The organism is Variovorax boronicumulans (assembly GCF_029892485.1).
In the GTDB taxonomy this organism is placed as follows: domain Bacteria; phylum Pseudomonadota; class Gammaproteobacteria; order Burkholderiales; family Burkholderiaceae_C; genus Variovorax; species Variovorax boronicumulans_B.
In genome coordinates this window covers 289,819-312,010 of sequence record NZ_JARXVG010000004.1, presented here as the reverse complement: position 1 = coordinate 312,010, position 22,192 = coordinate 289,819, and the positions used below count along the sequence as shown (strand labels likewise).

Sequence of the window (22,192 nt, the reverse complement as noted above, 5' to 3'; positions counted from 1 at the left end):
CACCCATGCAACCGCCGCAGCGCGGCTTGCAACAGCCGCACTAAGTCACGCTCGCCAGCAATTTCTCGCGCCCATCAGGAACCTGTCCCTTGAAGCTTTTCCAGCGCGCCCAGCGCTCCCTGTTCGGCGAGATCCTCGACTGGATGCTCACGCCGCTCCTGCTGCTGGTGCCGGTGAGCATCGGCGTGACGTGGCTGGTGGCGCAGGGCATCGCCAACGCGCCCTTCGACCGCGCGCTCGAGCACAACGTGAAGGCGCTGGCCGAACTGGTGACTGTGAAGGACGGGCAGACGCAGTTCGTGCTCTCGCAGCCTGCGCGCGAGATTCTTCGCGCCGACAACGCCGGCCACGTGTACTACCAGCTGCTCGACGGGCACGGCACTCTGCTGAGCGGCGAACGCGAAATACAGCGCCCCAATGTGGACGACCCGCCCGGTCCCGGCACCGTGCTGCTGAGCAACAGCGAAGTGCACGGCAACCCGGTGCGCGTGGCCTCCATCTGGCTCGCGAGCGGCACCGACGAGGTTCCGCCCACGCTGCTGCAGCTGGCCGAGACGCGCGAGAAGCAGTCGGTGCTCGCGCTCGAGATCATCAAGGGCGTGTTGCTGCCGCAGTTCGCGATCCTGCCGCTCGCGGTGCTGCTGATCTGGCTAGCGCTGGTGCGCGGCATCAAGCCGCTGTCGGTGGTGGAGGCGCGCATCCGCGAACGGCGTCCCGGCGACCTGAGCCCGCTCGACGAATCGTCGGTGCCGCTCGAAGTGGTGCCGCTGGTGTCGTCGGTCAACGAGCTCCTGAACAAGCTCAACGACTCCATCGACACGCAGAAGCGCTTTCTCGCCGACGCTGCCCACCAGCTCAAGACGCCGCTCGCGGGCCTGCGCATGCAGGCTGACCTGGCGCAGCGCGAGGGCGCGAATGCCGACGAACTCAAGCAGTCGCTCAAGCAGATCGGCCGCGCCAGCGTGCGTGCCACGCACACGGTGAACCAGCTGCTGTCGCTCGCGCGCGCCGAGGGCAACAGCGCCAACACGCACCGCCAGCCCTGCGACCTGGCGCGGCTCACGATCGAGGTGGTGCGCGAAGCGGTGCCGCGCGCGATCGAGAAGCGCATCGACATCGGCTACGACGGCGCGGAGGCCGGCGCGCCCGGCGTGGTGTTCGATGGCAACCCGACGCTCCTGAAGGAGCTGGTGCGCAACCTGGTCGACAACGCGCTCAACTACACGCCCTCGACGCCCGAGCGCCCCGGCGTGATCACCGCGCGCGTACTGGCCGACCCGTTTGGCCATGTGCTGCTGCTGCAGGTGGAAGACAACGGCCCGGGCATCGCCGAGTCCGACCGCGAACTGGTGTTCGAGCCCTTCTACCGCGTGCTCGGCAACGAAGCCGATGGCTCGGGGCTGGGCCTCCCAATCGTGCGGGAGATTGCGAACCAGCACCTCGCGCTGGTGAAGCTCGAGGATGCGCATCCGGGCAAGCATCCGCCGGGGGCGCGCTTCACGGTGCGCTTCGAGAGCGGGGCGCTCGCGTGAACGCGGGCGGCCCGATCAAGGCGCGGGCGCGCCGGCCTTGGCTTCCTTGCGGATCTGCACCCACTCGGGCTTGATCTGCCGCGCCATGCGCTGCGGCTCGCGCTCGTTGAGGTTCGCCGGCGCGAGGCCGAAGCCCACCAGGTCGCCGCGCGCCCACAGGAAGTAGCCGGCGTTGGCCAGCAGCAGGACGATCAATGCCAGGCGCAGTTTCATGGTGATGTTCAGAAGGCCATGCCGCGAGGGCGCACGCTCACTTCGTCGCTCGTGATGGCCTGAAGGCCCGCAGCCGTGCGCACCTGCAGCTCGCCGCCCCAGGCCACGCCTTCGCAGACGCCCGCGGTGCCGTCGCTGAGCACCACCTCGCGGCCGCGCAGCACGTCGCGCGCGGCAAAACGTTCGGCGAATTGCGCGAAACCCTGCGCCTCGAAGGCGAGCACGCTGCGCACCAGCGGCTCGGCCAGTTCGCGCAGCACTTCGGGCGCGGTCGCGTCGGGGCGCCACTGGCGCAGCCAGGCCGGCGGCGTGCGCATGCCGTCGGCTTCGCGCGCACCGATGTTGATGCCGATGCCGATCACCACGTAGCGCTGCGCACCGGGTGCGCCGGCGTGCGGCAATGCGGTTTCGATGAGGATGCCGACCAGCTTGCTGTCGTTCACCCAGATGTCGTTGGGCCACTTGAGGCCGATCCTGTGCGCGCCCGAAGGGTCCAGGCTTTCGGCCACGCTGACACCGACGGCGAGCGACAGGCCCGACCAGTCGGCCGGTGCGAGCGGCAGTCCGAGCGAGAACGTGAGCGAGGCCTGCTGTTCTTCCTGTTGCTGCGCGCTCTGCCAGGGGCGGCCGAGACGGCCACGGCCTGCGGTCTGGCGCTCGGCCACCAGCAACACCGGCTCGGTGCGGCCGGCGCGCGCACGGCGCATCAGTTCGGTGTTGGTTGAATCGATTTCGGCCACGGCCTCGACCGCGAACCCCGGCAGCAGCGGCGCGACCGATGCGGCGATCCGGTCTTCGAACCAGGCGGCCGTGGTGTTGCTCATGCTCAGTCCTTCTTGGACTTCTTCTTGCCGGCTTTTTTCTCGGCCTTCTTTTCGGATTTCGCTTCCGATTTCCTGTCGGCCTTCTTCGCCTCTTTTTTCTCGGCCTTTTTCTTTTCGGCCTTCTTTTTCGCCTTCTTCTTCTTTTTCTTCTCTTCGTCCTCATCCTTGGGTGTCAGCAGCGTGCCGCGGCACTGCTCGGAGCCGCACCAGCAAGGAAATTCGGACAAAAGCTTCGGCGTGTACGGCTCGTCGATGATCAATCCGTAGTCGTAATTGAGCTCTTCTCCTGCAGCGATGTTGCGCAGCGCCTTGATATAAACGCGCCCATCGACTTCGTCGGCCTCGCAGTTCGGCTCGCACGAGTGGTTGATCCAGCGGGCGTCGTTGCCCTTGACGTTGCCGTCGATCACGCGGCCATCGTCGATGTGGAAATAGAAGGTGTGGTTCGGCTGGGCCGGGTCGTGCGGATGGCGGCGCAGCGCCTCTTTCCAGTTGATGACCTCGCCCTTGTATTCGATCAGCGTTTCGCCTTCGGCCAGGTCGTCCACCGCGAACACGCCGTTGCCATGGACATCCGAGCGCCGCATCTGGATGCGGCGGCCGGCAAGTTTTGGGGATTTGGAAGGCATCGCCGAAGTCTGTTAGTTTGAATATGCACACATGCGCGTGTGCGCGTGCGCACACGCGGGAAGCCGCAGATTGTATGTGGCCCCCACGCTCCCGCACTGCGTGTCGTCGCTGCCCCCCGAGGGGGCCGCAGGCCGCCTTGAGGCGGCTCGGCGCCGGCCTGAACTTTTTTAGGAATTGTTGATGAAGACGTTGGTAATCGCAGAAAAGCCGTCGGTGGCACAGGACATCGTCCGCGCCCTCACGCCGGTGGCCGGCAAATTCGACAAACATGACGAGCATTTCGAGAACGACACCTATGTCGTGACCAGCGCTGTCGGTCACCTGGTCGAAATCCAGGCGCCCGAGGAGTTCGACGTCAAGCGGGGCAAGTGGAGCTTTGCCAACCTCCCCGTGATCCCGCCGCACTTCGACCTGAAGCCAGTCGACAAGACGAAGACGCGCCTGAACGCCGTAGTCAAGCAGGCCAAGCGCAAGGACGTGACGCAGCTCATCAACGCCTGCGACGCGGGCCGCGAGGGCGAGCTGATCTTCCGCCTGATCGAGCAATACGCCGGCGGCAAGAGCCCGCTGGGCAAGCCGGTCAAGCGCCTGTGGCTGCAGTCGATGACGCCGCAGGCGATTCGCGACGGCTTCGATGCGCTGCGCACCGAAAAGCAGATGCAGGGCCTGGCCGACGCCGCGCGTTCGCGCTCCGAGGCCGACTGGCTGGTGGGCATCAACGGCACGCGCGCCATGACGGCATTCAATTCGCGCGACGGCGGCTTCTTCCTCACGACCGTGGGCCGCGTGCAGACGCCGACACTTTCCGTCGTCGTGGAGCGCGAGGAGCAGATCCGCAAGTTCGTCTCGCGCGACTACTGGGAAATCCACGGCAGCTTCGCGGCCGAGGCGGGCAACTATCCGGGCAAGTGGTTCAACCCCGACTGGAAGAAGGCGAACGCGCCGCTCCTGGCCAGCGGCGAGCCCGATGCCGAGCAGCGCGCCGACCGCGTCTGGAACGAGCAGGAGGCCGTTGCCATCGCCAACGCCGCGCGCGGCAAGCCCGCCACGGTGACCGAAGAGAGCAAGCCCACCACGCAGGCCTCGCCCGCGCTGTTCGACCTGACCTCGCTGCAGCGCGAGGCCAACGGCCGCTTCGGCTTCAGCGCCAAGACCACGCTCGCGCTGGCCCAGAGCCTGTACGAGCGCCACAAGGCGTTGACCTACCCGCGTACCGATTCGCGCGCGCTGCCCGAAGACTATCTGCCGGTCGTCAAGCAGACCATGGAGATGCTGGCCGACAGCGGCATGAAGCACCTGGCGCCGTTCGCCAAACAAGCGGTCGACGGCAACTACGTCAAGCCCAACAAGCGCATCTTCGACAACGCCAAGGTGTCGGATCACTTCGCGATCATCCCGACGCTGCAGGCCCCCAGCGGCCTGAGCGAGGCGGAGCAGAAGCTCTATGACTTCGTGGTGCGGCGTTTCCTCTCGGTGTTCTTCCCGAGCGCCGAGCACCAGGTGACCACGCGCATCAGCACGGTGGAGCAGGGCGGCAAGAAGTACCCGTTCCGCACCGACGGCAAGGTGCTGGTCAAGCCGGGCTGGCTCGCGATCTACGGCAAGGAAGCGCAGGACGACGAGAAGGAAGACGACAAGGACGGCAAGCGCCTCGTGCCGGTGAAGCCGGGCGAGATCGTCCACACCGAGTCGGCCGACACCAAGGGCCTCAAGACACGCCCGCCCGCGCGCTATTCCGAAGCCACGCTGCTGGGCGCCATGGAAGGCGCCGGCAAGACCATCGACGACGACGAGCTGCGCGAAGCGATGCAGGAGAAGGGCCTGGGCACGCCAGCCACGCGCGCGGCCACCATCGAAGGGCTGATCGCCGAGAAGTACATGCTGCGCGAAGGCCGCGAGCTGATTCCGACGGCCAAGGCCTTCCAGCTCATGACGCTGCTGCGCGGCCTGGGCGTGGAAGAGCTCTCCAAGGCCGAACTCACCGGCGAGTGGGAATACAAGCTCGCGCAGATGGAAAAGGGCGCGCTGAGCCGCGACGCCTTCATGCGCGAGATCGCCGCCATGACGGAGCACATCGTCAAGAAGGCCAAGGAGTACGACCGCGACACCGTGCCCGGCGACTACGCCACGCTCGCAACGCCGTGCCCCAACTGCGGCGGCGTGGTGAAGGAAAACTACCGCCGCTACGGCTGCGTCGGCAAGAGCGGCACGGGCGAGGACGCCTGCGGCTTCTCGTTCGGCAAGTCGCCGGCCGGACGCACCTTCGAGGTGGCCGAGGCCGAGGCGCTCTTGCGCGACAAGCACATCGGCCCGCTGGAAGGCTTCCGCTCCAAGGCGGGCTGGCCCTTCACCGCCGAGATCATCCTCAAGTACGACGAGGAAGAATCGAAAAACTGGAAGCTGGAGTTCGACTTCGGCGACGACAAGAATGGCGACACCGGCGAGATCGTCGACTTCAGCGAGCAGGACACCGTGGGCCCATGCCCGGTGTGCGGCGCGCCGGTGTTCGAGCACGGCAGCAACTACGTCTGCGAAAAGTCGGTGCCGACCAACGCGCAGCCCACGCCCAGCTGCACCTTCAAGACCGGCAAGATCATCCTGCAGCAGCCGGTGGAGCGGGCGCAGATGGAAAAGCTGCTCGCCACCGGCAAGACCGACCTGCTCGACAAGTTCGTGAGCATGCGCACGCGCCGTGCCTTCAAGGCCTTCCTCACCTGGAACGCCGAAGAAGGCAAGGTGACCTTCGAATTCGCGCCGCGCGAAGGCGGCAGCAAATTCCCGCCGCGCAAGACCTTCGGCAAGCCGGCGGCCAAGACCGCGGCAGCGAAGAAGGTGGCTGCGAAGAAGACGCCTGCTGCCAAGAAGGCACCGGCCGCGAAGAAGGCCGCCGCGCCGCGCAAGCCCGGCGCGGGCCTGAAGCCCAGCGACTCGCTGGCCGCGGTGATCGGTGCCGAGCCGGTGGCGCGCACCGAGGTCATCAAGAAGCTGTGGGACTACATCAAGGCCAACGGCCTGCAGGACGCGACCAACAAGCGCGCGATCAATGCCGATGCGAAGCTGAAGCCCGTGTTCGGCAAGGACCAGGTGACGATGTTCGAACTCGCGGGCATCGTGGGCAAGCACCTCTCGGCGCCCGACGCGGCGTGATGAAGATGCAGCGCCGCCGCCTGGCCGCCGCGCTGACTGCAGCGATGCTGCTGGGCGGTGCAGGCCTCGCCCAGGCCGCCGCGTGGCCCGACAGGCCCGTCAAGCTGGTCGTTCCTTTCCCCCCGGGGCAGGCCACCGACATCTTCGCCCGCGCGCTCGCCGAACAGCTCGGCAAGCGGCTGGGCCAGCCGGTGATCGTCGACAACAAGGCCGGCGCGGGCAGCAACATCGGCACCGAATTCGTGGTGCGCGCGCCGCCCGACGGCTACACGCTGGTGGTGGCGGGCAGCGCGATGGCGGTGAACCAGACGCTCTATGCCAAGCCGGGCTTCGATCCGCGCAAGGACCTGGTAGGCATCTCGCTGATCGCGAAGGTGCCGCTGGTGTTTCTTGCCACGCCCGAGAGCGGCATCCGCACGCTGGCCGACCTCACGGCGCGCGCCAAGGCCGAGCCCGGACGCCTGAGCTACGCGAGCGCCGGCATCGGCGGCACGCAGCATCTGTCGGGCGAGATGTACAAGTCGGCGGCGCATGTGTTCATCACGCACATCCCGTACCGCGGCAGCGGACCGGCGCAGTCGGATTTCCTGGGCAACCAGGTGCCGCTGATGGTCGATTCGGTGACGGCCGCGCTGCCGCACATCAAGGCGGGCAAGGCGGTTGCGCTGGCGGTGACGTCGGCCACGCGCTCGTCGCAATTGCCCGAGGTGCCCACCGTGCGCGAAAGCGGCGTGGCGGGCACGAAGAATTTCGAGGCCGTCGGCTGGCTCGGCCTGATGGCGCCACGCGGCACGCCGCCCGACATCGTGGAACGGCTGAACCACGAGGTGACCGACATCCTGAAGACGGAGCAGATGGCGCGCTTCATCCGCGAGCGCGGCTCCGAACCCGCGCCCACGAGCGGGGCCGAGTTCGACCGTTTCGTGGCGAGCGAGATCGGCCTCTGGGGTGCGGCCGTCAAGGCCTCGGGCGCGAAGCCCGAGTAAGGGCCGTCCGCCGGCAGTGTTGTTACACGGCCGGGCGGGATGCCGGCCTATAGTGGTCCGCAGTTCCACCCATCTCTGGAGTCTTACGTGAAGTCATTCATTGCAGCCGTTCTTGTCCTCGCCATGAGCGCCGTGGTGGCGGGCTGCGCCGGCACCGGGTCCGCAGGCTCGGGCGGCAGCGCCGGTGCGTCATCGGGCAGCGGCGTCACCGTGTTCGGCACCATCGACGCCAGCGTCAGCGGCAGCTCGAACCGTTCGGACCGCCGCTGATCCTTCAGCGCCGCAGCAGCGCCTGGCGCAGCACCCGCGCCGCGCGGTCGCGGATCTTGCCAGGGCCCGAGCGCGGCGGCGTCTTCGGCGCGACCTTGGCGGTCGCGCAGGCCCACAGGAAGTCATGCAGGATCGGCGTGTCGTCGACCGTCTCGGTGCTGCCGTACTTGTGGAATTCGGGGTGCCATTGCGTTGCAGCGATGTAGCTGCGGCCGCGGTCGGGCAGGCGGCGGATGGCCTCGGGCACGCGGTCGGGCAGGCTCCAGGCCTCGATCTCGAAACCCGGTGCGAGCCCCTTGATGCCCTGGTGGTGGATGCTGTTGACGCGCGCCGTCTGCACCTGCGGATAGAGCTTCGAGAGGCGCGTGCCCTTGACGATCTCGATCTCGTGGAAATTCTGGTCGTAGGTCACCGGGTCGCGGTGGCGCAGCCCGCCTTCGTGCTGTTCCTCGATGTCCTGGTAGAGCGTGCCACCGAAGGCCACGTTGATGAGCTGCAGCCCGCGGCACACGCCGAAGACGGGCTTGCCGGCCTGCTCGAAAGCCTCGACCAGCGCGAGATCGTAGAGATCGCGGATCTGATCGCCGATCCATGCGTCCTTCAGCGGCACTTCGCCGTAGCTGCCGGGCCAGACGTCGGCGCCGCCGTGCATCACCACGCCGTCGAGCCATTCCGCGTAGTGCGAGAGCTTGGTGTCGCCGCGCGCGGTTTCGCCGGTGGGGCAGGGCACCATCACGACCATCGCGCCTGCGGACATGAGCCAGTGCGCGATCGATTGCTCGACGTATTGCAGCGTCTTGTTGGTGAAGAGCGAGCGGGCCGGGTCGGCGTGCGAGAAGCAGGCGGACAGGCCGATCTTGAGCCGGGCGGAAACGGGTTGCGTCATCGCGGGACTGTCAGCGCGAACTGATCGGGAGGTGCGGAAAGGAAAGTCCATTGTGGCTCGTTGGCCTCTCGCACGGGGTCGGACGACACGCCAAGTATGCTTTCAACGCCGCCACGACGCATAAGGAAGACAAGCCATGAAAACGATCAAGGGTCCCGCCATATTCCTGGCGCAGTTCGCCGGAGACACCGCCCCCTTCAACACGCTCGACGGCATTGCCGGATGGGCCGCCGGCCTCGGCTACAAGGGCGTGCAGATCCCGAGCTGGGATGCGCGCCTCTTCGATCTTCAGCGTGCGGCCGAGAGCAAGACCTACTGCGAGGAAGTGAAGGGCACGCTCGCACAGCACGGGCTGGAGATCACCGAGCTCTCGACGCACCTGCAGGGCCAGTTGGTCGCGGTGCACCCGGCCTACGACGCGGGCTTCGACGGCTTCGCGGCGCCCGAGGTGCGCGGGGACCCGGTGCGGCGCCAGCAGTGGGCGGTGGAGCAGCTGCACTTCGCGGCCAAGGCTTCGGCCAACCTCGGGCTCACGGCGCACGCGACCTTCTCGGGCGCGCTGGCATGGCCGTACCTCTACTCGTGGCCGCCGCGCCCGCCGGGGCTCATCGAGGAAGCCTTCGACGAACTCGCGCGCCGCTGGCGCCCGATCCTCGATGCCTTCGACGCCGCGGGCGTGGACGTGGGCTACGAGATCCACCCCGGTGAAGACCTGCACGACGGCGTGAGCTACGAGATGTTCCTGGAGCGCGTGGGCAATCATCCGCGCGCCTGCCTGCTGTACGACCCGAGCCACTTCATGCTGCAGCAGCTGGACTACCTCGCGTACATCGACCACTACCACGAGCGCATCAAGATCTTTCACGTGAAGGACGCCGAGTTCAACCCGACCGGCAAGCAAGGCGTGTACGGCGGCTTCCAGAGCTGGATCAACCGGGCAGGGCGCTTCCGTTCACTGGGCGACGGGCAAGTGGACTTCAAGGCCATCTTCTCGAAGATGGCGCAGTACGACTTCCCCGGCTGGGCGGTGCTCGAGTGGGAGTGCTGCATCAAGCATCCGGAAGACGGCGCGCGCGAGGGCGCTGCCTTCATCGCCGATCACATCATTCGCGTGGCCGACCGGGCCTTCGACGACTTCGCGGCGGGCGGCGTGGATGTGACGGCGAACCGGAAGATGCTCGGGCTGGGCTGATGCCCGCTCAGCGGTCCAGCGGGCAGCCGTTGCGTTCGCTGCGGTAGTTCGACGACGCGGCATACGCGGCCTTGCGCGCACGCATCACATTGCCGAGCGGCCGGTGCGCGGCCAGCGTATGCCAGGGATTGAAGGACATGCCGTCGTCGATCTCGCGTGACAGCGCGTCGCTCCAGCCGGCCTGCGGGCCGGTGGCGATGCGCGCCACGGGCACGAACGGGCTCAGCTCCTGCGGCCATTCGACCGAGGCGTCTTCGACCGGCATGCGCTCCAGGTCCACGCACAGCTGCACGCGCAGTTCCCATTCGGCGGGTTGCTGGCGCACGACGGCCATGACCGCTTCGCGCGTGCCGTCGGGCTTGTCGTTCAGGTCGATGGGCTGCCCCTCCAGCGCCACCAGGTTGGGGGAGACCGGCGCCAGTTGCAGCTTCGCGATGTAGTTGCCGTAGCGGATCGGCACTTGCGTGAAGAAGGTGGAGCCCAGCGGATGGGTCTCGGGGTGGCCACCCAGTGCGATCAGCGTGCCGCTCTGGCCGCCGACCGCCTCGACGGCCTTTTCCACACCCTGCAGCACGCTCGAGAGCACGCGCTTGGCGTTGGGCGCCTTGTCAGTGGTGCCGGCGAGCAGCTTCAGGCTTTTCAGGAACCCCTTCGCGTCCGGCGCGGGGAACACCGGGCCGTCGACGAACAGGAAATCCTGCGTGGTGTGGGCCTCCGAGCCTTCCACGCGCTCACCCTCGACGTCCATCACCTTGAGCGCCATGCCGCGCGGCAACGAGACGCGGTCGTCCAGCATCTCGGCGGGCGGCGTGGAGATGCGCATCACGACCGCATGGCGACCGGGCTTGGCGAAAAGGCCCTGCGCCAGCGGCTCGGGCAGGCCGTCGAGCACGCGCAGTTCGCCGCGCAGCAGGCCGTGGCTCTTGGCGTGCACGCTGCGCATCGCATGGCCGGTGTGGTCGGCCATGGTTCTGGACATGGCGAGCAACGTGCCGACGAGTTCGGCCTGGGTCTGGCGCTCGTCGTCGGCCACGGTCTCCACGGACGGGTCGAAGCGCACGGGGGCGGTGGAAGGCGTGGCGGTGTTCATTGGGGGATCTTCTTTCTTCGACTTGGCGACAGCTTCACGATCCGGCGCACCTGACCAGCGCCTTGTAGGAGCGCAGCGCCAATGCGTGCGCGAAGGGCAGCGCTCAGAGCAGCGCGGCGAGGCGACGGATCGCGCCGTCGATCTGCGATTCGTCGATCAGCCCGTAGCCGAAGGCGAGGCCGTTCGGCGCATCGGGGGCCAGCGGGTCGAGCGCGAAGCGCGAGAGCGGCGGCAGCGCGATGCCGGCCGCGGCGGCGCGTTCGACCACGGCGTGGTCGCGCGTGCCGGTGCGCAGCCAGGCCGACAGGTGCAGGCCCGCATCGGAAGGAATCACCTCAAGCCGTTCCCCGGCGTGCTTTGCCAGCGCCTCGAGCAGCGCGGCGCGGCGCGCGCCGTAGATCTTGCGCATCTTGCGGATGTGGCGCGCGAGGTGCCCTTCGGCGATGAAGGCGGCGAGCGCCTCCTGCCCGAGCACCGGGCCGTGCCAATCGGCCAGCTCGCGCGCGCGCACCAGCGCGGCGCGCGCCCACGGCGGCGCGACCACAAAGCCCAGCCGCAACGCAGGAAACAGGCTCTTCGAAAAGGTGCCGACGTAGCAGACCGACTCGGCGCGGTCGAGCGTCTGCAGCGCATCGAGCGGGCGGCCCGCAAAGCGGAATTCGCTGTCGTAGTCGTCCTCGATGACGACCGCATTGCGCGCCCGCGCGAAGGCCAGCAATGCCGCGCGCCGCTGCGGCGACATCGCGACGCCGGTGGGGAACTGGTGCGAGGGTGTCACGCAGATCACGCGCACCTCGGGCGGCAGGCGGTCGACGCACAGGCCTTCCGCATCGGTCGGTACGGTGACCACCTTGGCGCCTGCAGCCGTCAGCGCTTCACGCAGCGACGGATAGAAAAGCTGCTCGACCGCGACCACCGTGCGCCCCGGCACGACGAGGATGCGCGCGAGCAGCCCGAAGGCCTGCTGCGCGCCGGCGGTGACGACGATGTCGTCGGCGGTGCAGCCGACTGCGCGGGTGAACGACACGTGCTTCGCGATCGCCTCGCGCAGCGCGGCCTGGCCTTGCGGCTCGGCATAGTCGGCCGGCTCGCGCGCAATGCGGCGCAGCGCGCGGTCGGACAGGCGGCGCCAGATGTCGAACGGGAAGGCGCCGGTGTCGGGCAGGCCGACGCGGAAATCGTCGCGCGCGCGCTGCGGCTGCAGCGTGGGCGCGAGGTCGGCGCCGGGCACGTTCAGTGGCACCAGCCGCGGATCGCGGCGGGCGGATGCGCCTTTGGAGGCACGGCCGCGGCGCGACTGCGGCAGCGTGTCGGCCACATAGGTGCCGGCGCCGGGGCGCGCCAGCAGGTAGCCCTCGCTCAACAGCAGGTCGTAGGCCGCGAGCATGGTGTTGCGCGAGACGCCCAGCCGCCCGGCGAGCGCGCGCGTGGCGGGCAGGCGTGCGCCGGGCTGCAGCCGGCCGTCGAGGATGGCGTCGCGCAGTTGCCGGTGCACCTCGCGCAGCAGCTCGCGCGAGCCGGTGCCCGGCAGGCGGATGGCGAGTTCGAAAAGTGGCTCCATGAAGTTCGCCGATTGTGGTTCTTTTGAAGAGCCAATCACAAGCCTATTCTGGAGGCCTCAGAACGCTCACCGGAGTCTCTTCATGAACACCGAACCTCTAGTCACCCCGCCCACACAGCCGACCGAACGCCTGCCCATCGGCCTCGCGTGGCTCGCGCTCGGCGCCTTCGCCATCGGCACCGAAAGCTTCATGGTTGCCGGCCTGCTGCCGGTGCTGGCGGCCGACCTGCAGGTGAGCGCCACCCGCGCCGGGCAGTTGGTGCTGCTGTTCGCGCTGAGCTATGCGATCGGCTCGCCGGTGATGGCCGCGCTGTTCGCACGCTTCGGACGGCGGCCGCTGCTGATCGCCAGCCTCGCGGCGTTCTCGGGCATCACGCTGGCCGCTTCGATGGCGCAGGGCTTCGCGCAGCTGGCGCTCGCGCGGGTCGCACTCGGGCTGGTGGCCGGCGTGTTCCTGCCGACGGCAAGCGCGGTGGCGGCGTCGATGGTGTCGCCCGCGCTGCGCGGCCGGGCGCTCGCCATCGTGACGGGCGGCGGCACGGTGGCGGTGGCACTCGGCGTGCCGCTGGGCGCGTGGATCGCCGGCTGGGGCGGCTGGCGCACGGCCTACCTGCTGATCGCCGCGGTGGCGGCGCTGGCCACCTGGGGCCTGGCCGTCGGCCTGCCGCGCGGGCTGGCCGCGGCGCCGGCCACCGTCGCACGCACACCGTCTTTCTCGGTGACCCGCGAGCCCGGCGTGCTGCCGGCGCTGCTGACCACCATGCTGTGGGCGACGGGCGGCTTCAGCTTCTATACCTACATCGCGCTGTTCCTCTCGGGCACGCTGGGTTTCGGCGCCGAGGGCGTGAGCGCGGTGTTCTTCGCCATCGGGATCGCGGCCGCCGTCGGCACCGCGGCCGGCGGCTGGGCGACCGACCGCTTCGGCGCCGACCGCATGGCACAGGGCTTCGCGCTGATGCTGGTCGTGATCCTGGGCGGGCTGTCGTTCTCGGCGCAGATGCTGTCGCGCGAACTGGCGCTGCCGCTCATCGTGGGGCTGTCGGCGCTCTGGGGTTTTGCAGGCTGGGGCTTCGGCCCGGCACAGGCGGTGCGGCTGATTCGCCTGGCACCGGACCGCGCGCCGATGACGCTGTCGCTCAACGCCTCGGCGGTCTATCTGGGCATCGCGGCGGGATCGGGGCTGGGCGGCGTGGTGATCGATCTGGTCGGAGTGAGCGCGGTGGGCTGGGCAGGCGCGGCTTGCCAGCTCGCTGGGCTGGGCCTGATGTTGCGTGCTGCCCACAGGTCGCGGACTGCGCTTTCGTCGCCGACATCACCGCTGGCTGCCTGATTGCGCCGGGCTTCGCTATATTTTCAATAGCAGATTTCGCAGGGAAGGCCATTCCTCGCGGGCCCATCCAGGGCCCGCTTGCTTTCATGGCGAGCAACTGTCATGCCCGTCAAGCTATAATGGCGGGTTCGTTTCGATACCACGACGAAGCCCTTCGTCATATTGCCGGCTGACCTGCACTGTCCCTTGGATTTTCCAGGCCCCCACACTTTCAGCCGGCTCCCCAGTGTGTTGGAGCGCCAGACCGGGCGCCCATGATTGCCACCACTGCCTTCGTTCTTGTTGAAGCGAATAGCGCGTCCGCCGCGCCGTTCCGGCCGGCCCACGCCCGTTTTCAATCATTTTTCAGGCACTTCGCGTCCAACATTCGCGCGCTGTGCCAAGGCTTCATGGACATCATTCAACACAGTATCGCGGTGGGCAAGTACCTTGTTTCCCCGCTCATTCGACATCAGGACGACGGCAACTTCGCCGCTTCCGTCTCGATCCGCTCCGGCCGCGGCAGCGGCATGCACGACCGCGTGATGCGTTTCACGCCGCGCTTTGCGAGCCACGCGGCCGCCGTCGGCTATGCCATCGACCAGGGCCTGGGCTGGGTGCGCGAGCGCAACGCGCCTCTCGCCATGCCGTGCGCAGGCTGAAACAATCACGCCCATCTTCACATCCAACACACATCGAACGAGATTCAGAGGTAACCAAGCATGCCCAAGGAAGAACTGATCGAAATGAACGGCGCAGTGACCGAAGTCCTGCCCGACTCGCGCTACCGCGTCACGCTGGACAACGGCCATCAACTGATCGCCTACAGCGGCGGCAAGATGCGCAAGCACCACATCCGCATCCTGGCGGGTGACAAGGTGTCGCTCGAACTCTCGCCCTACGACCTGACCAAGGGTCGCATCACCTTCCGCCACCTGGAACGTCGCGGCCCGCCGCCGACCGGCGGCAACAACTCTCCCCGCCGCTGATCCGCGACGGACAAGAGGCCTTGCGGCACCCCGCGAAGGGTGCCGGCAAGGCCTTTGTTTTTCCCGGGTCCCGGCTGCTGAAACGATGACCACGACCAATCCCACAGCCGAAGGCCCCCAGGCCCAGGTTTCGACCGAAAACGGCTTTGCCACCCTGGCGCTCTCGCCCCAGATGCTGGCCAACCTCACCCAGCTGGGCTACACGCAGATGACGGCCATCCAGGCCGCCGCCCTGCCGCCCGCTTTGCTCGGCAAGGACCTGATCGCCCAGGCCAAGACCGGCAGCGGCAAGACCGCCGCCTTCGCGCTCGCGCTGCTCGCCAACCTCAACGCACGCCGCTTCGCCATCCAGGCGATGGTGCTGTGCCCGACGCGCGAGCTGGCCGACCAGGTCACGACCGAGATCCGGCGCCTGGCGCGCGCGGAAGAAAACATCAAGGTGGTCACGCTCTGCGGCGGCGTCGCGCTGCGCGGACAAATTGCCAGCCTGGAGCACGGCGCGCACATCGTCGTGGGCACGCCGGGCCGCATCATGGACCACCTGGACCGCGGCAACCTCGACCTCTCGGCGCTCAACACGCTGGTGCTGGACGAAGCCGACCGCATGCTGGACATGGGCTTCTTCGAGGACATCGTGAAGGTCGCGCGCCAGTGCCCTTCGGCCCGCCAGACGCTGCTGTTCTCGGCCACGTACCCCGAAGGCATCGCCAAGCTCGCGCAGCAGTTCATGAAGAGCCCGCAGCAGATCACGGTGCAGGCGCAGCATGAAGGCAGCAAGATCCGCCAGCGCTGGTACCAGGTGAAGGACAGCGAGCGGCTGCACACCGTGAGCCTGCTGCTCGACCATTTCCGCCCCGTCAGCACGCTGGCCTTCTGCAACACCAAGCAGCAGTGCCGCGACCTCGTCGAGGTGCTGCAGGCGCAGGGCTTCAGCGCGCTGGCCCTGTTCGGCGAGCTGGAGCAGCGCGAGCGCGACCAGGTGCTGGTGCAGTTCGCCAACCGCAGCTGCTCGGTGCTGGTGGCAACCGACGTGGCGGCGCGCGGCCTCGATATTTCGCACCTCGAAGCGGTGATCAACGTCGATGTGACGCCCGATTCCGAAATCCACATCCACCGCGTCGGCCGCACCGGCCGCGTGGGCCAGTCGGGCGATGCCGAAGGCCTCGCGCTGAACCTGGCGAGCATGAACGAGATGGGCAGCGTCGGAAAGATCGAGCAGCTGCAGGGCCGCGAATCCGAATGGCACGAACTGGCCGAACTCACGCCCGGCAAGGGCGCGCCGCTGCAGCCGCCGATGGCCACGCTGCAGATCGTCGGCGGACGCAAGGAAAAGATCCGCGCCGGCGACGTGCTGGGCGCGCTCACCGGCGACTGCGGCTACACCAAGGACCAGGTCGGCAAGATCAACGTCAACGAGTTCTCGACGTACGTGGCTGTGGACCGCGCCATCGCTGCAGAGGCGGCGCACAAGCTCGGCAGCGGCCGGGTCAAGGGCAAGTCGGTCAAGGTGCGGCTGCTGACGCTGCAGGACCAGTAACGGCCACCGGCTGCGGCGTCGCGAGCGCCGCAGCGTCGCCATGCGCCGAGGTCGGCGCCACCGGTGCATCGAGCACCGGGGCAGGCGCCTTCATCGACGGCTCCTGCCGCGCCAGTTTGGCCGCCAGCCGGAACGCCACCACCACCGCAAGCAACCCGAAGATCGACGAGCCCACGGCCTGCCCGATCAGCACGCCGGCCGCGCCGTGGTGCGAGCCCCACCAGGCGAACGGAATCGTGCCCAGCGTGGCGCGTCCCCAGTTGAAAAAGGTCGACAGCAACGGATGCCCGAGGTTGTTGAACGACGCATTCGCCACGAACAACCCGCCCGAAAAGAAAAAGCTCGCCGCGAGCCAGGTGCAGAAGAGCGCGATGAGCTCGGCCGCCTGCCCCTCGGCCGAGAACGCGCGGATCAGCACGCCCTGTCCCAACGCCAGCACCAGCCAGGCGACGGCCACCGAGGCCACCATGAAGAGCAGGCTGTCGCGCAGTCCCTCCTGCACGCGGCGGTACTGGCCGGCGCCGAGGTTCTGCGCCAGGATCGGTCCGACCGCACCGCTCAACGCGTAGACGAGCCCGAAGGCCACCGGGCTCAGCCGGTCGATGGTCGCCGCGCCCGCAACAGCAGACGGACCGAACTGCGCGATCGCATGCGTGACGAAGGCAGCTCCTACGGGCGTCGCGAGGTTCGTCAACACCGCCGGCCCCGCAACGCTCGCGAGGGCACGCGCATCGCCCGCCAGTTGCGCTGCCTCGAAGCGCCCGAGCATCCGGTGCTTCACCATCACGCCATGCAGCCCGATGGCCGCGAGCACCATGCGCGAGACCACTGCGCTGATCGCCGCGCCGTCGAGTCCCAGACCGAAACCGAAGATCAATATCGGATCGAGCACCGCCGTCACGAAGGCCCCCGCGAGAGTGACCGTCATCGAGCGGCGCGCATCGCCGACGGAGCGCAGCAGCGCCGAGCACGCCATGCCGAGGCCCAGGAGCGGCAGCGTGTGCACTGTCACCGCGAGGTAGCGCTGCGCGAGCCGCGCCGTCTCGCCCTCGGCGCCGAGCGCATGCAGGGCAGGGTGCAGGAAGAAGGCCGTGCCGCTGCCCGCTACCACCGACACGGCCGCCATCAGCACGAGGCTCGAGGTGGCGATGCGCCGCGCATCGGCCGCGCGGCCGGCCCCCACCGTGCGCGACACCACCGCTGCGATGCCGATGGTCAACCCGATGCACAGCGACGCATGAAAGAACCCCACCACGCCCGCGAAACCGACCGCCGCCGCCGTCTCTTTCTCTCCGAGCAGCGAGATGTAGAAGAGGTTGATCAGGTCGACCGCGAACACCGCGATCAACCCGATGGCACCGGTGCCGGCCATCACGCAAACATGGCGCAGCAGCGAGCCCGAAACGAAGCGCGGACGCTCGACGGCACCCGCCGTTTCGGTTATTGGCATATGAAATCCTCGATGTGGCCTAATTGCGGGTTCGAACATTACTTTTACCCGAGCTTTTCATGCCCAAGACATTCCGTACCGAAGCCGAACGCGTTGCCACCCCGAAGCCGACGCCGCTGCCCGGCTACGCTCTGCCCAGGACCGGCGGTGGCCAGAAGGTCAGCCTGGAACGCGGCACCGCAACGCGCAGCAAGAAGAACCCTGGCAAGCGCGCCAAGAAGGGCGGCTGATCCCGCCACCGATGGCTCCCTGGAGCCACGACGAACGCGCCTCAGGGCGCGTTTTGTCATTGGGCCAGCTATAAAGCCGCGAACAAAGCTGCCATGTCCGACGACAACCAGATCTTCATCCCGCCCTCGTTCTTCGCGGTCTACAGCGATGCGCGCCAGCGCCTTCGCGAACCGATCGGCGTGGTGCGCGAGCGCTACGAGATCTGCGAGGACCTGGCCAGCCACCTCGTGAACCATGCGCAGATCCAGCACCACACCGAGGTGCCGGTCGAGAGCGAGATCCTGCGGCGCATCCACGCGGGGCTGGCGACGCCGGAATCCGGCGTGTCGGCCGCCGAGGCCGAATGGATCGTGCAGCGGCTGGCCGAGCTGCTGGGCTGGCAAGGCCCCGAGCCGGCGCCTGCCGACGACTGAAGCAGGGGGGGCGCACGGTGCTGCTCAAAGTCGGCGAACTCGCCAAACACACCGGCCTCACGGTGCGCACGCTGCACCACTACGACGCCATCGGGCTGCTCGCTCCCTCGGCCCGCTCGGACGCCGGCTACCGGCTCTACAACGCCGCCGACATCGGCCGGCTGCACGCCATCCAGGCGCTGCGGCTGCTGGGCCTGCCGCTGGCGGAAATCGGCGGGCTGCTCGGTGCCGAAAGCGGAGCGTTGCCCACGATCATCCAGCGCCAGATCGCGTCGCTCGACCAGCAGATCGCAGAGGCCTCGGTCCTGCGCGAGCGGCTCGCCCTGCTCGAAGAGCGCCTCGCCGAAGGCGCCCAGCCCGACATGAAAGACTGGCTCGCCACGCTCGAGCAGATGACCGCCTACGGCCGGTACTTCAGCCCCGCCGAAATCAAGTCGCTCATGGCCAACTGGAACGCCGTGGCCGACCAATGGCCACCGCTCGTCGCCGAGGTGGCCGCGCTGATGGCGCGCGGCGTGCCTTCCGATGCGCTCGAGGTGCAACCGCCCGCCTTCCGCTGGATGAACCTCATGGGCCAGTGGATGGACGGCAACTACGACCTCGTCACGCGCTGGGGCGAGATGTACCGCCGCGAGCCGGTGGCGCGGCGCGACGACGGGCCGCCGGCCGAACTGATCGACTACATCGGCGAAGCCATCGGCGTGCGCATGGCCGCGCTGCTGCGCCACCTGGACACCGAAGACTTCGCGCGCCTGGGCAAGCCACCCGAAGACGAATGGCGCCGCCTGGGCGAAGAGCTCGCCGCGCTTCAGGCCCGCAACGTGCCGCCCGAAGATGAGGCGGTGCAGGCCATCGCGCTCGCCTGGGTGCGGCTTTTCGATGCCTTCACCGACCACGACCCGGCATTGGCCGCGCGGCTGATGAAGGCCATGGCCACGGAGCCGGTGCTGCAGGCCGCCGCCGTGGTCGGCCCCGCGGTGCGCGACTACCTGCTGCAGGCCATCGCCGTGCTTCAGCAAAAAAATCCGAAGCCGGGCCCCGCCACCGCTTGACCCTGACGTTGCGTGAGGCCCAACAGTCGGCCCCCATGAACAACGCCCACACCCCCCAACGGCTCCACGCGCTCGACAACCTCCGCGCCCTGATGATGTGGCTCGGCATCGTGCTGCATGTGGCCATCAACCACCTCACCGTCGACTCGCCGCTGCCCTGGCGCGACCCGAAGACCTCGCCGGCGGCCGACCTGCTGCTGCTCTTCATCCACAGCTTCCGGATGCCGGTGTTTTTCGTGTTGGCCGGCTTCTTCGTCGCGCTACTGGTCGAGCGGCGCGGCGGGGGCGGCATGCTGAAGAACCGCAGCCTGCGGCTCGCGCTGCCCTTCGCAGTGTTCTGGCCGCCGCTTTTCGTGCTGACCACGGTGCTGGCGATGGTCTACATCCACCTGACCGTGCGCGGCGTGCCGGGCATCGATACCGCGCTCACGCCCGCGCGGCAGCCCGGCGGCTCGCCCTTCAACACGATGCACCTGTGGTTCCTCTACCAGCTGTTCTGGTTCAGCGTGCTGGCGTGGGCCGGCGTGCGGCTGCAGCGCTTCGTGCCGATGCGGCTGCGCGATGCCGTCGCCCGCGGCTTTGCGGTGCTGGCAGAACGCCGCTGGGGCTTCGTGGTGCTCGCGCTGCCGCTGGCGGTGACGGGCGCTTTTCATCCTTCCGGCATGGTGATGGAAAGCGGCTCGTTCCTGCCGCCGTTCTCCGAGTGGGTGCAGCGCGGCCTGTTCTTCGTGTTCGGCTGGTACCTGCATCGCGATCAGGATCGCTTGCTCTCGCGCTTCGCCGCACGCTGCAAGGGCCACGCGCTTGCGGGGTTGGCCTTTTTCATCGCGACGATCGTGCTGCTGGGCGCGCTGCACAATCCCGGCCCGCACCGCCTGCCGCACCCCGAGTTCTGGATCGCCTTCGCCTACAACGCGACCTCGTGGCTCTGGAGCCTGGCGCTGATCGGCGGTTTCGTGCGCTACCTGCCGCGGCAGAACGCGGTGCTGGCGTACCTCTCGCAAAGCTCGTACTGGGTGTACCTGGTGCACATGCTGGGCACCATCGGCTTCGGCATCCTGCTGTTCAACGCGCCCTTCGGCGCGATCGCGAAGATGGGGCTCAACATCGCAGCCACCTCGCTCGTGGCGCTTGCGAGCTATCAGCTGCTGGTGCGCTATACGCCCATCGGCACGTTGCTGAACGGCCGGCGAGTCACGCGGACGCAGCAGCAGTCGCCTGCCTCAGCAGGTGGAGGTAGCCAGGCTGCACTTCCATCCGATCGGCGATGCCCCGGCGCAGCAGCAGGCGGTGCGCCTTCGGCAGCGCCCAGCAGGGCAGGTTGGTGAACATGTGGTGTTCGCAGTGGTAGTTGACCCAGTAGGGCGCGATGAAGATGCGCTCGATCAGGTTGGCATGCGTGGTGCGCGCCTGGCGCAGCGGGTCGGCCTCGTTCTGCGCGACCAGCGCATGCTCGGCGATGTTGCGCACGCGGCTCACGAGCGGCAGCCAGGTCGCCATCGGCAGCAGCCACATCAGCACCCACGCCCACCAGTAACCGGCCAACGCAAAGGCCAGCAGGCCGAGGCCGTTGCCGATGAGGAAGCGCTTGTCTTTCGCGATCTCGCGGCCGAGCACCTTCAGCACCGATTCACCCGGCGCACGCCGGCGGATGCCCTCGGCGATGTGCCCGAAGCGCTGCTTGTAGAAGGTCTGCCCGCTCAGGTCGCGCACGACCTTGCGCCACATCGATTCGCGCGTGATCGGGAAGGGCGCCGACAGCACGAGGTCCGGGTCTTCGGTCTGCTGCACGAAACGGTGGTGCTGCAGGTGGTACGGCCGGTAGTCGCGCAGCGTGGACGAGCACAGCCAGTGGCCCACCAAGTCGTTGACCTTGCGATTGCGGTGCAGGCCCGCATGCGCCGCGTCGTGCATGAGGATGAAGAGCCCCAGCTGCCGCGCGCCGACGATGGGCACCATGAGCGGAATGGTCCACGGCCACACGATGCCCGCGAGCATCGCGGCGCCGATCACGCCCCAGCAATGCGCCACCAGCCACAGGCCCTTCCATGACGAACGGCTGGTGAGCGACTGCCACTCTTCGGGCGTGAAGAAGTCTTCGGGTTGGGCGCGGGGTGCGGCTGCCATCGGCCCAGTATGCGCTGGGGTCCGCGGCAAATCACGCGTAGTTCCCCGATGTGGGGATGCAGTCCTTCGACCTATTTGTCGATGATCTTGCGCGCGAAAAGCTCGAGGTAATCCATGAGGCGTTCGGCACCTGCGACCGCCGCGGCTTCGTCGCCCGTCGCGATGCCCTGCGCGAGTTCGAGGTGCGCGTTCGCGCCTTCGACGATCTCGCCCTCGTGCTGGTACGCGTACCAGAAGCGTCGGCACTGCACGATCGGCGGAATCACAGCCTTCACCGCCGAATCGTTGTGGCTCGCCTGGTGGTTGACGAGGTCGAGCGCGTGGTCGGCGCGCATGTAGTCGGTGAGGTCGCCGCGGCCCGCGGCCTCGACCATTTCCTCGGCGCAGCGCACGATCTCCTTGCGCTGCAGCGCGGTGGCTCGGCGCGCCGAGCAGGCTGCGATCACGCGTTCGAGCACGCGCCGGGTCTGGATCACGTCGAGGTGGTCGGCCAGGTCGATGGCCGACACCAGCAAACCGCGGCGCGGCTGCTGCACGATGAGGCCGATCGACACCATGCGCATCAGCGCCTCGCGCACCGGCGTGCGGCCCAGGCCGGTGCGCTCGGCGAGGTCGGCCTCGACGATCTGGCTGCCGGGCTGCAGCTGCATGGTGGACAGCAGCGTCTCGATGGCGTCGTAGGCCACGTCGGCGGCGCGGCGCTTGGGCGGGGGGCGGGGAGTGGTCTTCGGGGGGGCCATGGTGGTCTTGGGA

21 protein-coding genes and 1 pseudogene are annotated in these 22,192 nt (G+C 68.2%); 13 read left to right on the top strand and 9 right to left on the bottom strand.

Annotated features, from left to right (window positions below; all coding sequences use genetic code 11):
- Positions 1-89: 89 nt before the first annotated feature.
- On the top strand, positions 90-1,532 hold the full coding sequence (locus M2282_RS11925) for a sensor histidine kinase (RefSeq protein ID WP_280808997.1): 1,443 nt from the start codon (positions 90-92) through the stop codon (positions 1,530-1,532).
- Positions 1,533-1,547: 15 nt separating this feature from the next.
- Here M2282_RS11925 and M2282_RS11920 read toward each other — a convergent pair whose 3' ends face one another.
- From M2282_RS11920 to M2282_RS11910, 3 genes are read right to left on the bottom strand one after another with little or no spacing between them, the layout of a single operon-like run.
- Positions 1,548-1,745 carry a sporulation protein gene (locus M2282_RS11920; RefSeq protein ID WP_280808996.1) on the bottom strand — a complete coding sequence of 66 codons (198 nt, stop codon included), beginning with the start codon at positions 1,743-1,745 and terminating at the stop codon, positions 1,548-1,550.
- 8 nt (positions 1,746-1,753) lie between these two features.
- The gene (locus tag M2282_RS11915) at positions 1,754-2,569 is read right to left on the bottom strand and encodes a biotin--[acetyl-CoA-carboxylase] ligase (protein ID WP_280808995.1); all 816 of its coding nucleotides are present in this window, start codon (positions 2,567-2,569) and stop codon (positions 1,754-1,756) included.
- A 2-nt stretch (positions 2,570-2,571) separates the two neighbouring features.
- Positions 2,572-3,198, bottom strand: coding sequence for an SET domain-containing protein (locus M2282_RS11910; protein ID WP_280808994.1), 627 nt, complete (start codon positions 3,196-3,198; stop codon positions 2,572-2,574).
- Positions 3,199-3,379: 181 nt separating this feature from the next.
- Here M2282_RS11910 and M2282_RS11905 point away from each other — a divergent pair, with 181 nt between their 5' ends.
- The 3 genes from M2282_RS11905 (at position 3,380) to M2282_RS11895 (ending at position 7,602) form a co-directional block, all read left to right on the top strand.
- Entirely contained in the window at positions 3,380-6,346 is a 2,967-nt protein-coding gene (locus M2282_RS11905) for a DNA topoisomerase III (protein ID WP_280808993.1), read from the top strand.
- A 5-nt stretch (positions 6,347-6,351) separates the two neighbouring features.
- Positions 6,352-7,332 (top strand): tripartite tricarboxylate transporter substrate binding protein, encoded by a 981-nt coding sequence (locus M2282_RS11900; protein ID WP_432422898.1) that lies wholly within the window; start codon positions 6,352-6,354, stop codon positions 7,330-7,332.
- 87 nt (positions 7,333-7,419) lie between these two features.
- Positions 7,420-7,602, top strand: a complete 183-nt coding sequence (locus M2282_RS11895) for a hypothetical protein (protein WP_280808992.1) — start codon at positions 7,420-7,422, stop codon at positions 7,600-7,602.
- A gap of 4 nt (positions 7,603-7,606) precedes the next feature.
- Here the strand turns inward: M2282_RS11895 and M2282_RS11890 are convergent, their stop codons facing one another.
- Positions 7,607-8,488: a gamma-glutamyl-gamma-aminobutyrate hydrolase family protein gene (locus M2282_RS11890; RefSeq protein WP_280808991.1), complete on the bottom strand. Its 882-nt coding sequence runs from the start codon at positions 8,486-8,488 to the stop codon at positions 7,607-7,609.
- A 136-nt stretch (positions 8,489-8,624) separates the two neighbouring features.
- Here M2282_RS11890 and M2282_RS11885 point away from each other — a divergent pair, with 136 nt between their 5' ends.
- A complete protein-coding gene (locus M2282_RS11885) occupies positions 8,625-9,680 on the top strand; it encodes a sugar phosphate isomerase/epimerase family protein (RefSeq protein WP_280808990.1) in 1,056 nt (351 codons plus the stop codon).
- A 7-nt stretch (positions 9,681-9,687) separates the two neighbouring features.
- Here the strand turns inward: M2282_RS11885 and M2282_RS11880 are convergent, their stop codons facing one another.
- Together M2282_RS11880 and M2282_RS11875 are read right to left on the bottom strand one after the other, a co-directional pair.
- The gene (locus M2282_RS11880) at positions 9,688-10,770 is read right to left on the bottom strand and encodes a catalase family protein (RefSeq protein WP_280808989.1); all 1,083 of its coding nucleotides are present in this window, start codon (positions 10,768-10,770) and stop codon (positions 9,688-9,690) included.
- A gap of 103 nt (positions 10,771-10,873) precedes the next feature.
- Complete coding sequence (locus tag M2282_RS11875) at positions 10,874-12,331, bottom strand: PLP-dependent aminotransferase family protein (RefSeq protein ID WP_280808988.1); 1,458 nt, start codon at positions 12,329-12,331, stop codon at positions 10,874-10,876.
- Between the two features lie 82 nt (positions 12,332-12,413).
- Between M2282_RS11875 and M2282_RS11870 the strand changes: the two genes are divergently transcribed.
- From M2282_RS11870 to dbpA, 4 genes are all read left to right on the top strand, one after another.
- Complete coding sequence (locus M2282_RS11870; protein WP_280808987.1) at positions 12,414-13,661, top strand: MFS transporter; 1,248 nt, start codon at positions 12,414-12,416, stop codon at positions 13,659-13,661.
- Between the two features lie 389 nt (positions 13,662-14,050).
- A complete protein-coding gene (locus tag M2282_RS11865; RefSeq protein WP_280809184.1) occupies positions 14,051-14,302 on the top strand; it encodes a hypothetical protein in 252 nt (83 codons plus the stop codon).
- 60 nt (positions 14,303-14,362) lie between these two features.
- Entirely contained in the window at positions 14,363-14,629 is a 267-nt protein-coding gene (gene infA / locus M2282_RS11860) for a translation initiation factor IF-1 (protein WP_093128941.1), read from the top strand.
- An 85-nt stretch (positions 14,630-14,714) separates the two neighbouring features.
- Positions 14,715-16,166 carry an ATP-dependent RNA helicase DbpA gene (dbpA, locus tag M2282_RS11855; protein WP_280808986.1) on the top strand — a complete coding sequence of 484 codons (1,452 nt, stop codon included), beginning with the start codon at positions 14,715-14,717 and terminating at the stop codon, positions 16,164-16,166.
- Here dbpA and M2282_RS11850 read toward each other — a convergent pair.
- Positions 16,132-17,616 carry an MATE family efflux transporter gene (locus M2282_RS11850; RefSeq protein WP_280808985.1) on the bottom strand — a complete coding sequence of 495 codons (1,485 nt, stop codon included), beginning with the start codon at positions 17,614-17,616 and terminating at the stop codon, positions 16,132-16,134. The genes dbpA and M2282_RS11850 overlap by 35 nt on opposite strands.
- A 59-nt stretch (positions 17,617-17,675) precedes the next feature.
- Between M2282_RS11850 and M2282_RS11845 the strand changes: the two genes are divergently transcribed.
- The 4 genes and pseudogenes from M2282_RS11845 to M2282_RS11830 all read left to right on the top strand — a co-directional run.
- Positions 17,676-17,846, top strand: coding sequence for a hypothetical protein (locus M2282_RS11845; RefSeq protein WP_280808984.1), 171 nt, complete (start codon positions 17,676-17,678; stop codon positions 17,844-17,846).
- Between the two features lie 93 nt (positions 17,847-17,939).
- Positions 17,940-18,260: a hypothetical protein gene (locus M2282_RS11840; RefSeq protein ID WP_280808983.1), complete on the top strand. Its 321-nt coding sequence runs from the start codon at positions 17,940-17,942 to the stop codon at positions 18,258-18,260.
- 17 nt (positions 18,261-18,277) lie between these two features.
- Positions 18,278-19,312, top strand: a complete 1,035-nt coding sequence (locus tag M2282_RS11835; RefSeq protein ID WP_280808982.1) for a MerR family transcriptional regulator — start codon at positions 18,278-18,280, stop codon at positions 19,310-19,312.
- A 35-nt stretch (positions 19,313-19,347) separates the two neighbouring features.
- Positions 19,348-20,382 (top strand): annotated as a pseudogene (locus M2282_RS11830) (acyltransferase family protein); the annotation flags it as partial.
- A 124-nt stretch (positions 20,383-20,506) separates the two neighbouring features.
- On the opposite strand, the gene M2282_RS11825 reads toward M2282_RS11830, so the two are convergent.
- Together M2282_RS11825 and M2282_RS11820 are read right to left on the bottom strand one after the other, a co-directional pair.
- Positions 20,507-21,439: a fatty acid desaturase family protein gene (locus M2282_RS11825; protein WP_280808981.1), complete on the bottom strand. Its 933-nt coding sequence runs from the start codon at positions 21,437-21,439 to the stop codon at positions 20,507-20,509.
- A 71-nt stretch (positions 21,440-21,510) separates the two neighbouring features.
- Positions 21,511-22,179, bottom strand: a complete 669-nt coding sequence (locus M2282_RS11820) for a GntR family transcriptional regulator (protein ID WP_280808980.1) — start codon at positions 22,177-22,179, stop codon at positions 21,511-21,513.
- Between the last annotated feature and the right edge of the window lie 13 nt (positions 22,180-22,192).

What these genes read in the sequence shown, in the direction of transcription:
- M2282_RS11910 (WP_280808994.1), bottom strand. Translation starts at nt 3,198, where the DNA reads ATGCCTTCCAAATCCCCAAAACTTGCCGGCCGCCGCATCCAGATGCGG.
- M2282_RS11825 (WP_280808981.1), bottom strand. Translation starts at nt 21,439, where the DNA reads ATGGCAGCCGCACCCCGCGCCCAACCCGAAGACTTCTTCACGCCCGAA.
- M2282_RS11870 (WP_280808987.1), top strand. Translation starts at nt 12,414, where the DNA reads ATGAACACCGAACCTCTAGTCACCCCGCCCACACAGCCGACCGAACGC.
- M2282_RS11920 (WP_280808996.1), bottom strand. Translation starts at nt 1,745, where the DNA reads ATGAAACTGCGCCTGGCATTGATCGTCCTGCTGCTGGCCAACGCCGGC.
- M2282_RS11875 (WP_280808988.1), bottom strand. Translation starts at nt 12,331, where the DNA reads ATGGAGCCACTTTTCGAACTCGCCATCCGCCTGCCGGGCACCGGCTCG.
- M2282_RS11850 (WP_280808985.1), bottom strand. Translation starts at nt 17,616, where the DNA reads ATGCCAATAACCGAAACGGCGGGTGCCGTCGAGCGTCCGCGCTTCGTT.
- infA (WP_093128941.1), top strand. Translation starts at nt 14,363, where the DNA reads ATGCCCAAGGAAGAACTGATCGAAATGAACGGCGCAGTGACCGAAGTC.
- M2282_RS11865 (WP_280809184.1), top strand. Translation starts at nt 14,051, where the DNA reads ATGGACATCATTCAACACAGTATCGCGGTGGGCAAGTACCTTGTTTCC.
- M2282_RS11885 (WP_280808990.1), top strand. Translation starts at nt 8,625, where the DNA reads ATGAAAACGATCAAGGGTCCCGCCATATTCCTGGCGCAGTTCGCCGGA.
- M2282_RS11840 (WP_280808983.1), top strand. Translation starts at nt 17,940, where the DNA reads ATGTCCGACGACAACCAGATCTTCATCCCGCCCTCGTTCTTCGCGGTC.
- M2282_RS11915 (WP_280808995.1), bottom strand. Translation starts at nt 2,569, where the DNA reads ATGAGCAACACCACGGCCGCCTGGTTCGAAGACCGGATCGCCGCATCG.
- M2282_RS11880 (WP_280808989.1), bottom strand. Translation starts at nt 10,770, where the DNA reads ATGAACACCGCCACGCCTTCCACCGCCCCCGTGCGCTTCGACCCGTCC.
- M2282_RS11845 (WP_280808984.1), top strand. Translation starts at nt 17,676, where the DNA reads ATGCCCAAGACATTCCGTACCGAAGCCGAACGCGTTGCCACCCCGAAG.
- M2282_RS11820 (WP_280808980.1), bottom strand. Translation starts at nt 22,179, where the DNA reads ATGGCCCCCCCGAAGACCACTCCCCGCCCCCCGCCCAAGCGCCGCGCC.
- dbpA (WP_280808986.1), top strand. Translation starts at nt 14,715, where the DNA reads ATGACCACGACCAATCCCACAGCCGAAGGCCCCCAGGCCCAGGTTTCG.
- M2282_RS11890 (WP_280808991.1), bottom strand. Translation starts at nt 8,488, where the DNA reads ATGACGCAACCCGTTTCCGCCCGGCTCAAGATCGGCCTGTCCGCCTGC.
- M2282_RS11900 (WP_432422898.1), top strand. Translation starts at nt 6,352, where the DNA reads ATGCAGCGCCGCCGCCTGGCCGCCGCGCTGACTGCAGCGATGCTGCTG.
- M2282_RS11905 (WP_280808993.1), top strand. Translation starts at nt 3,380, where the DNA reads ATGAAGACGTTGGTAATCGCAGAAAAGCCGTCGGTGGCACAGGACATC.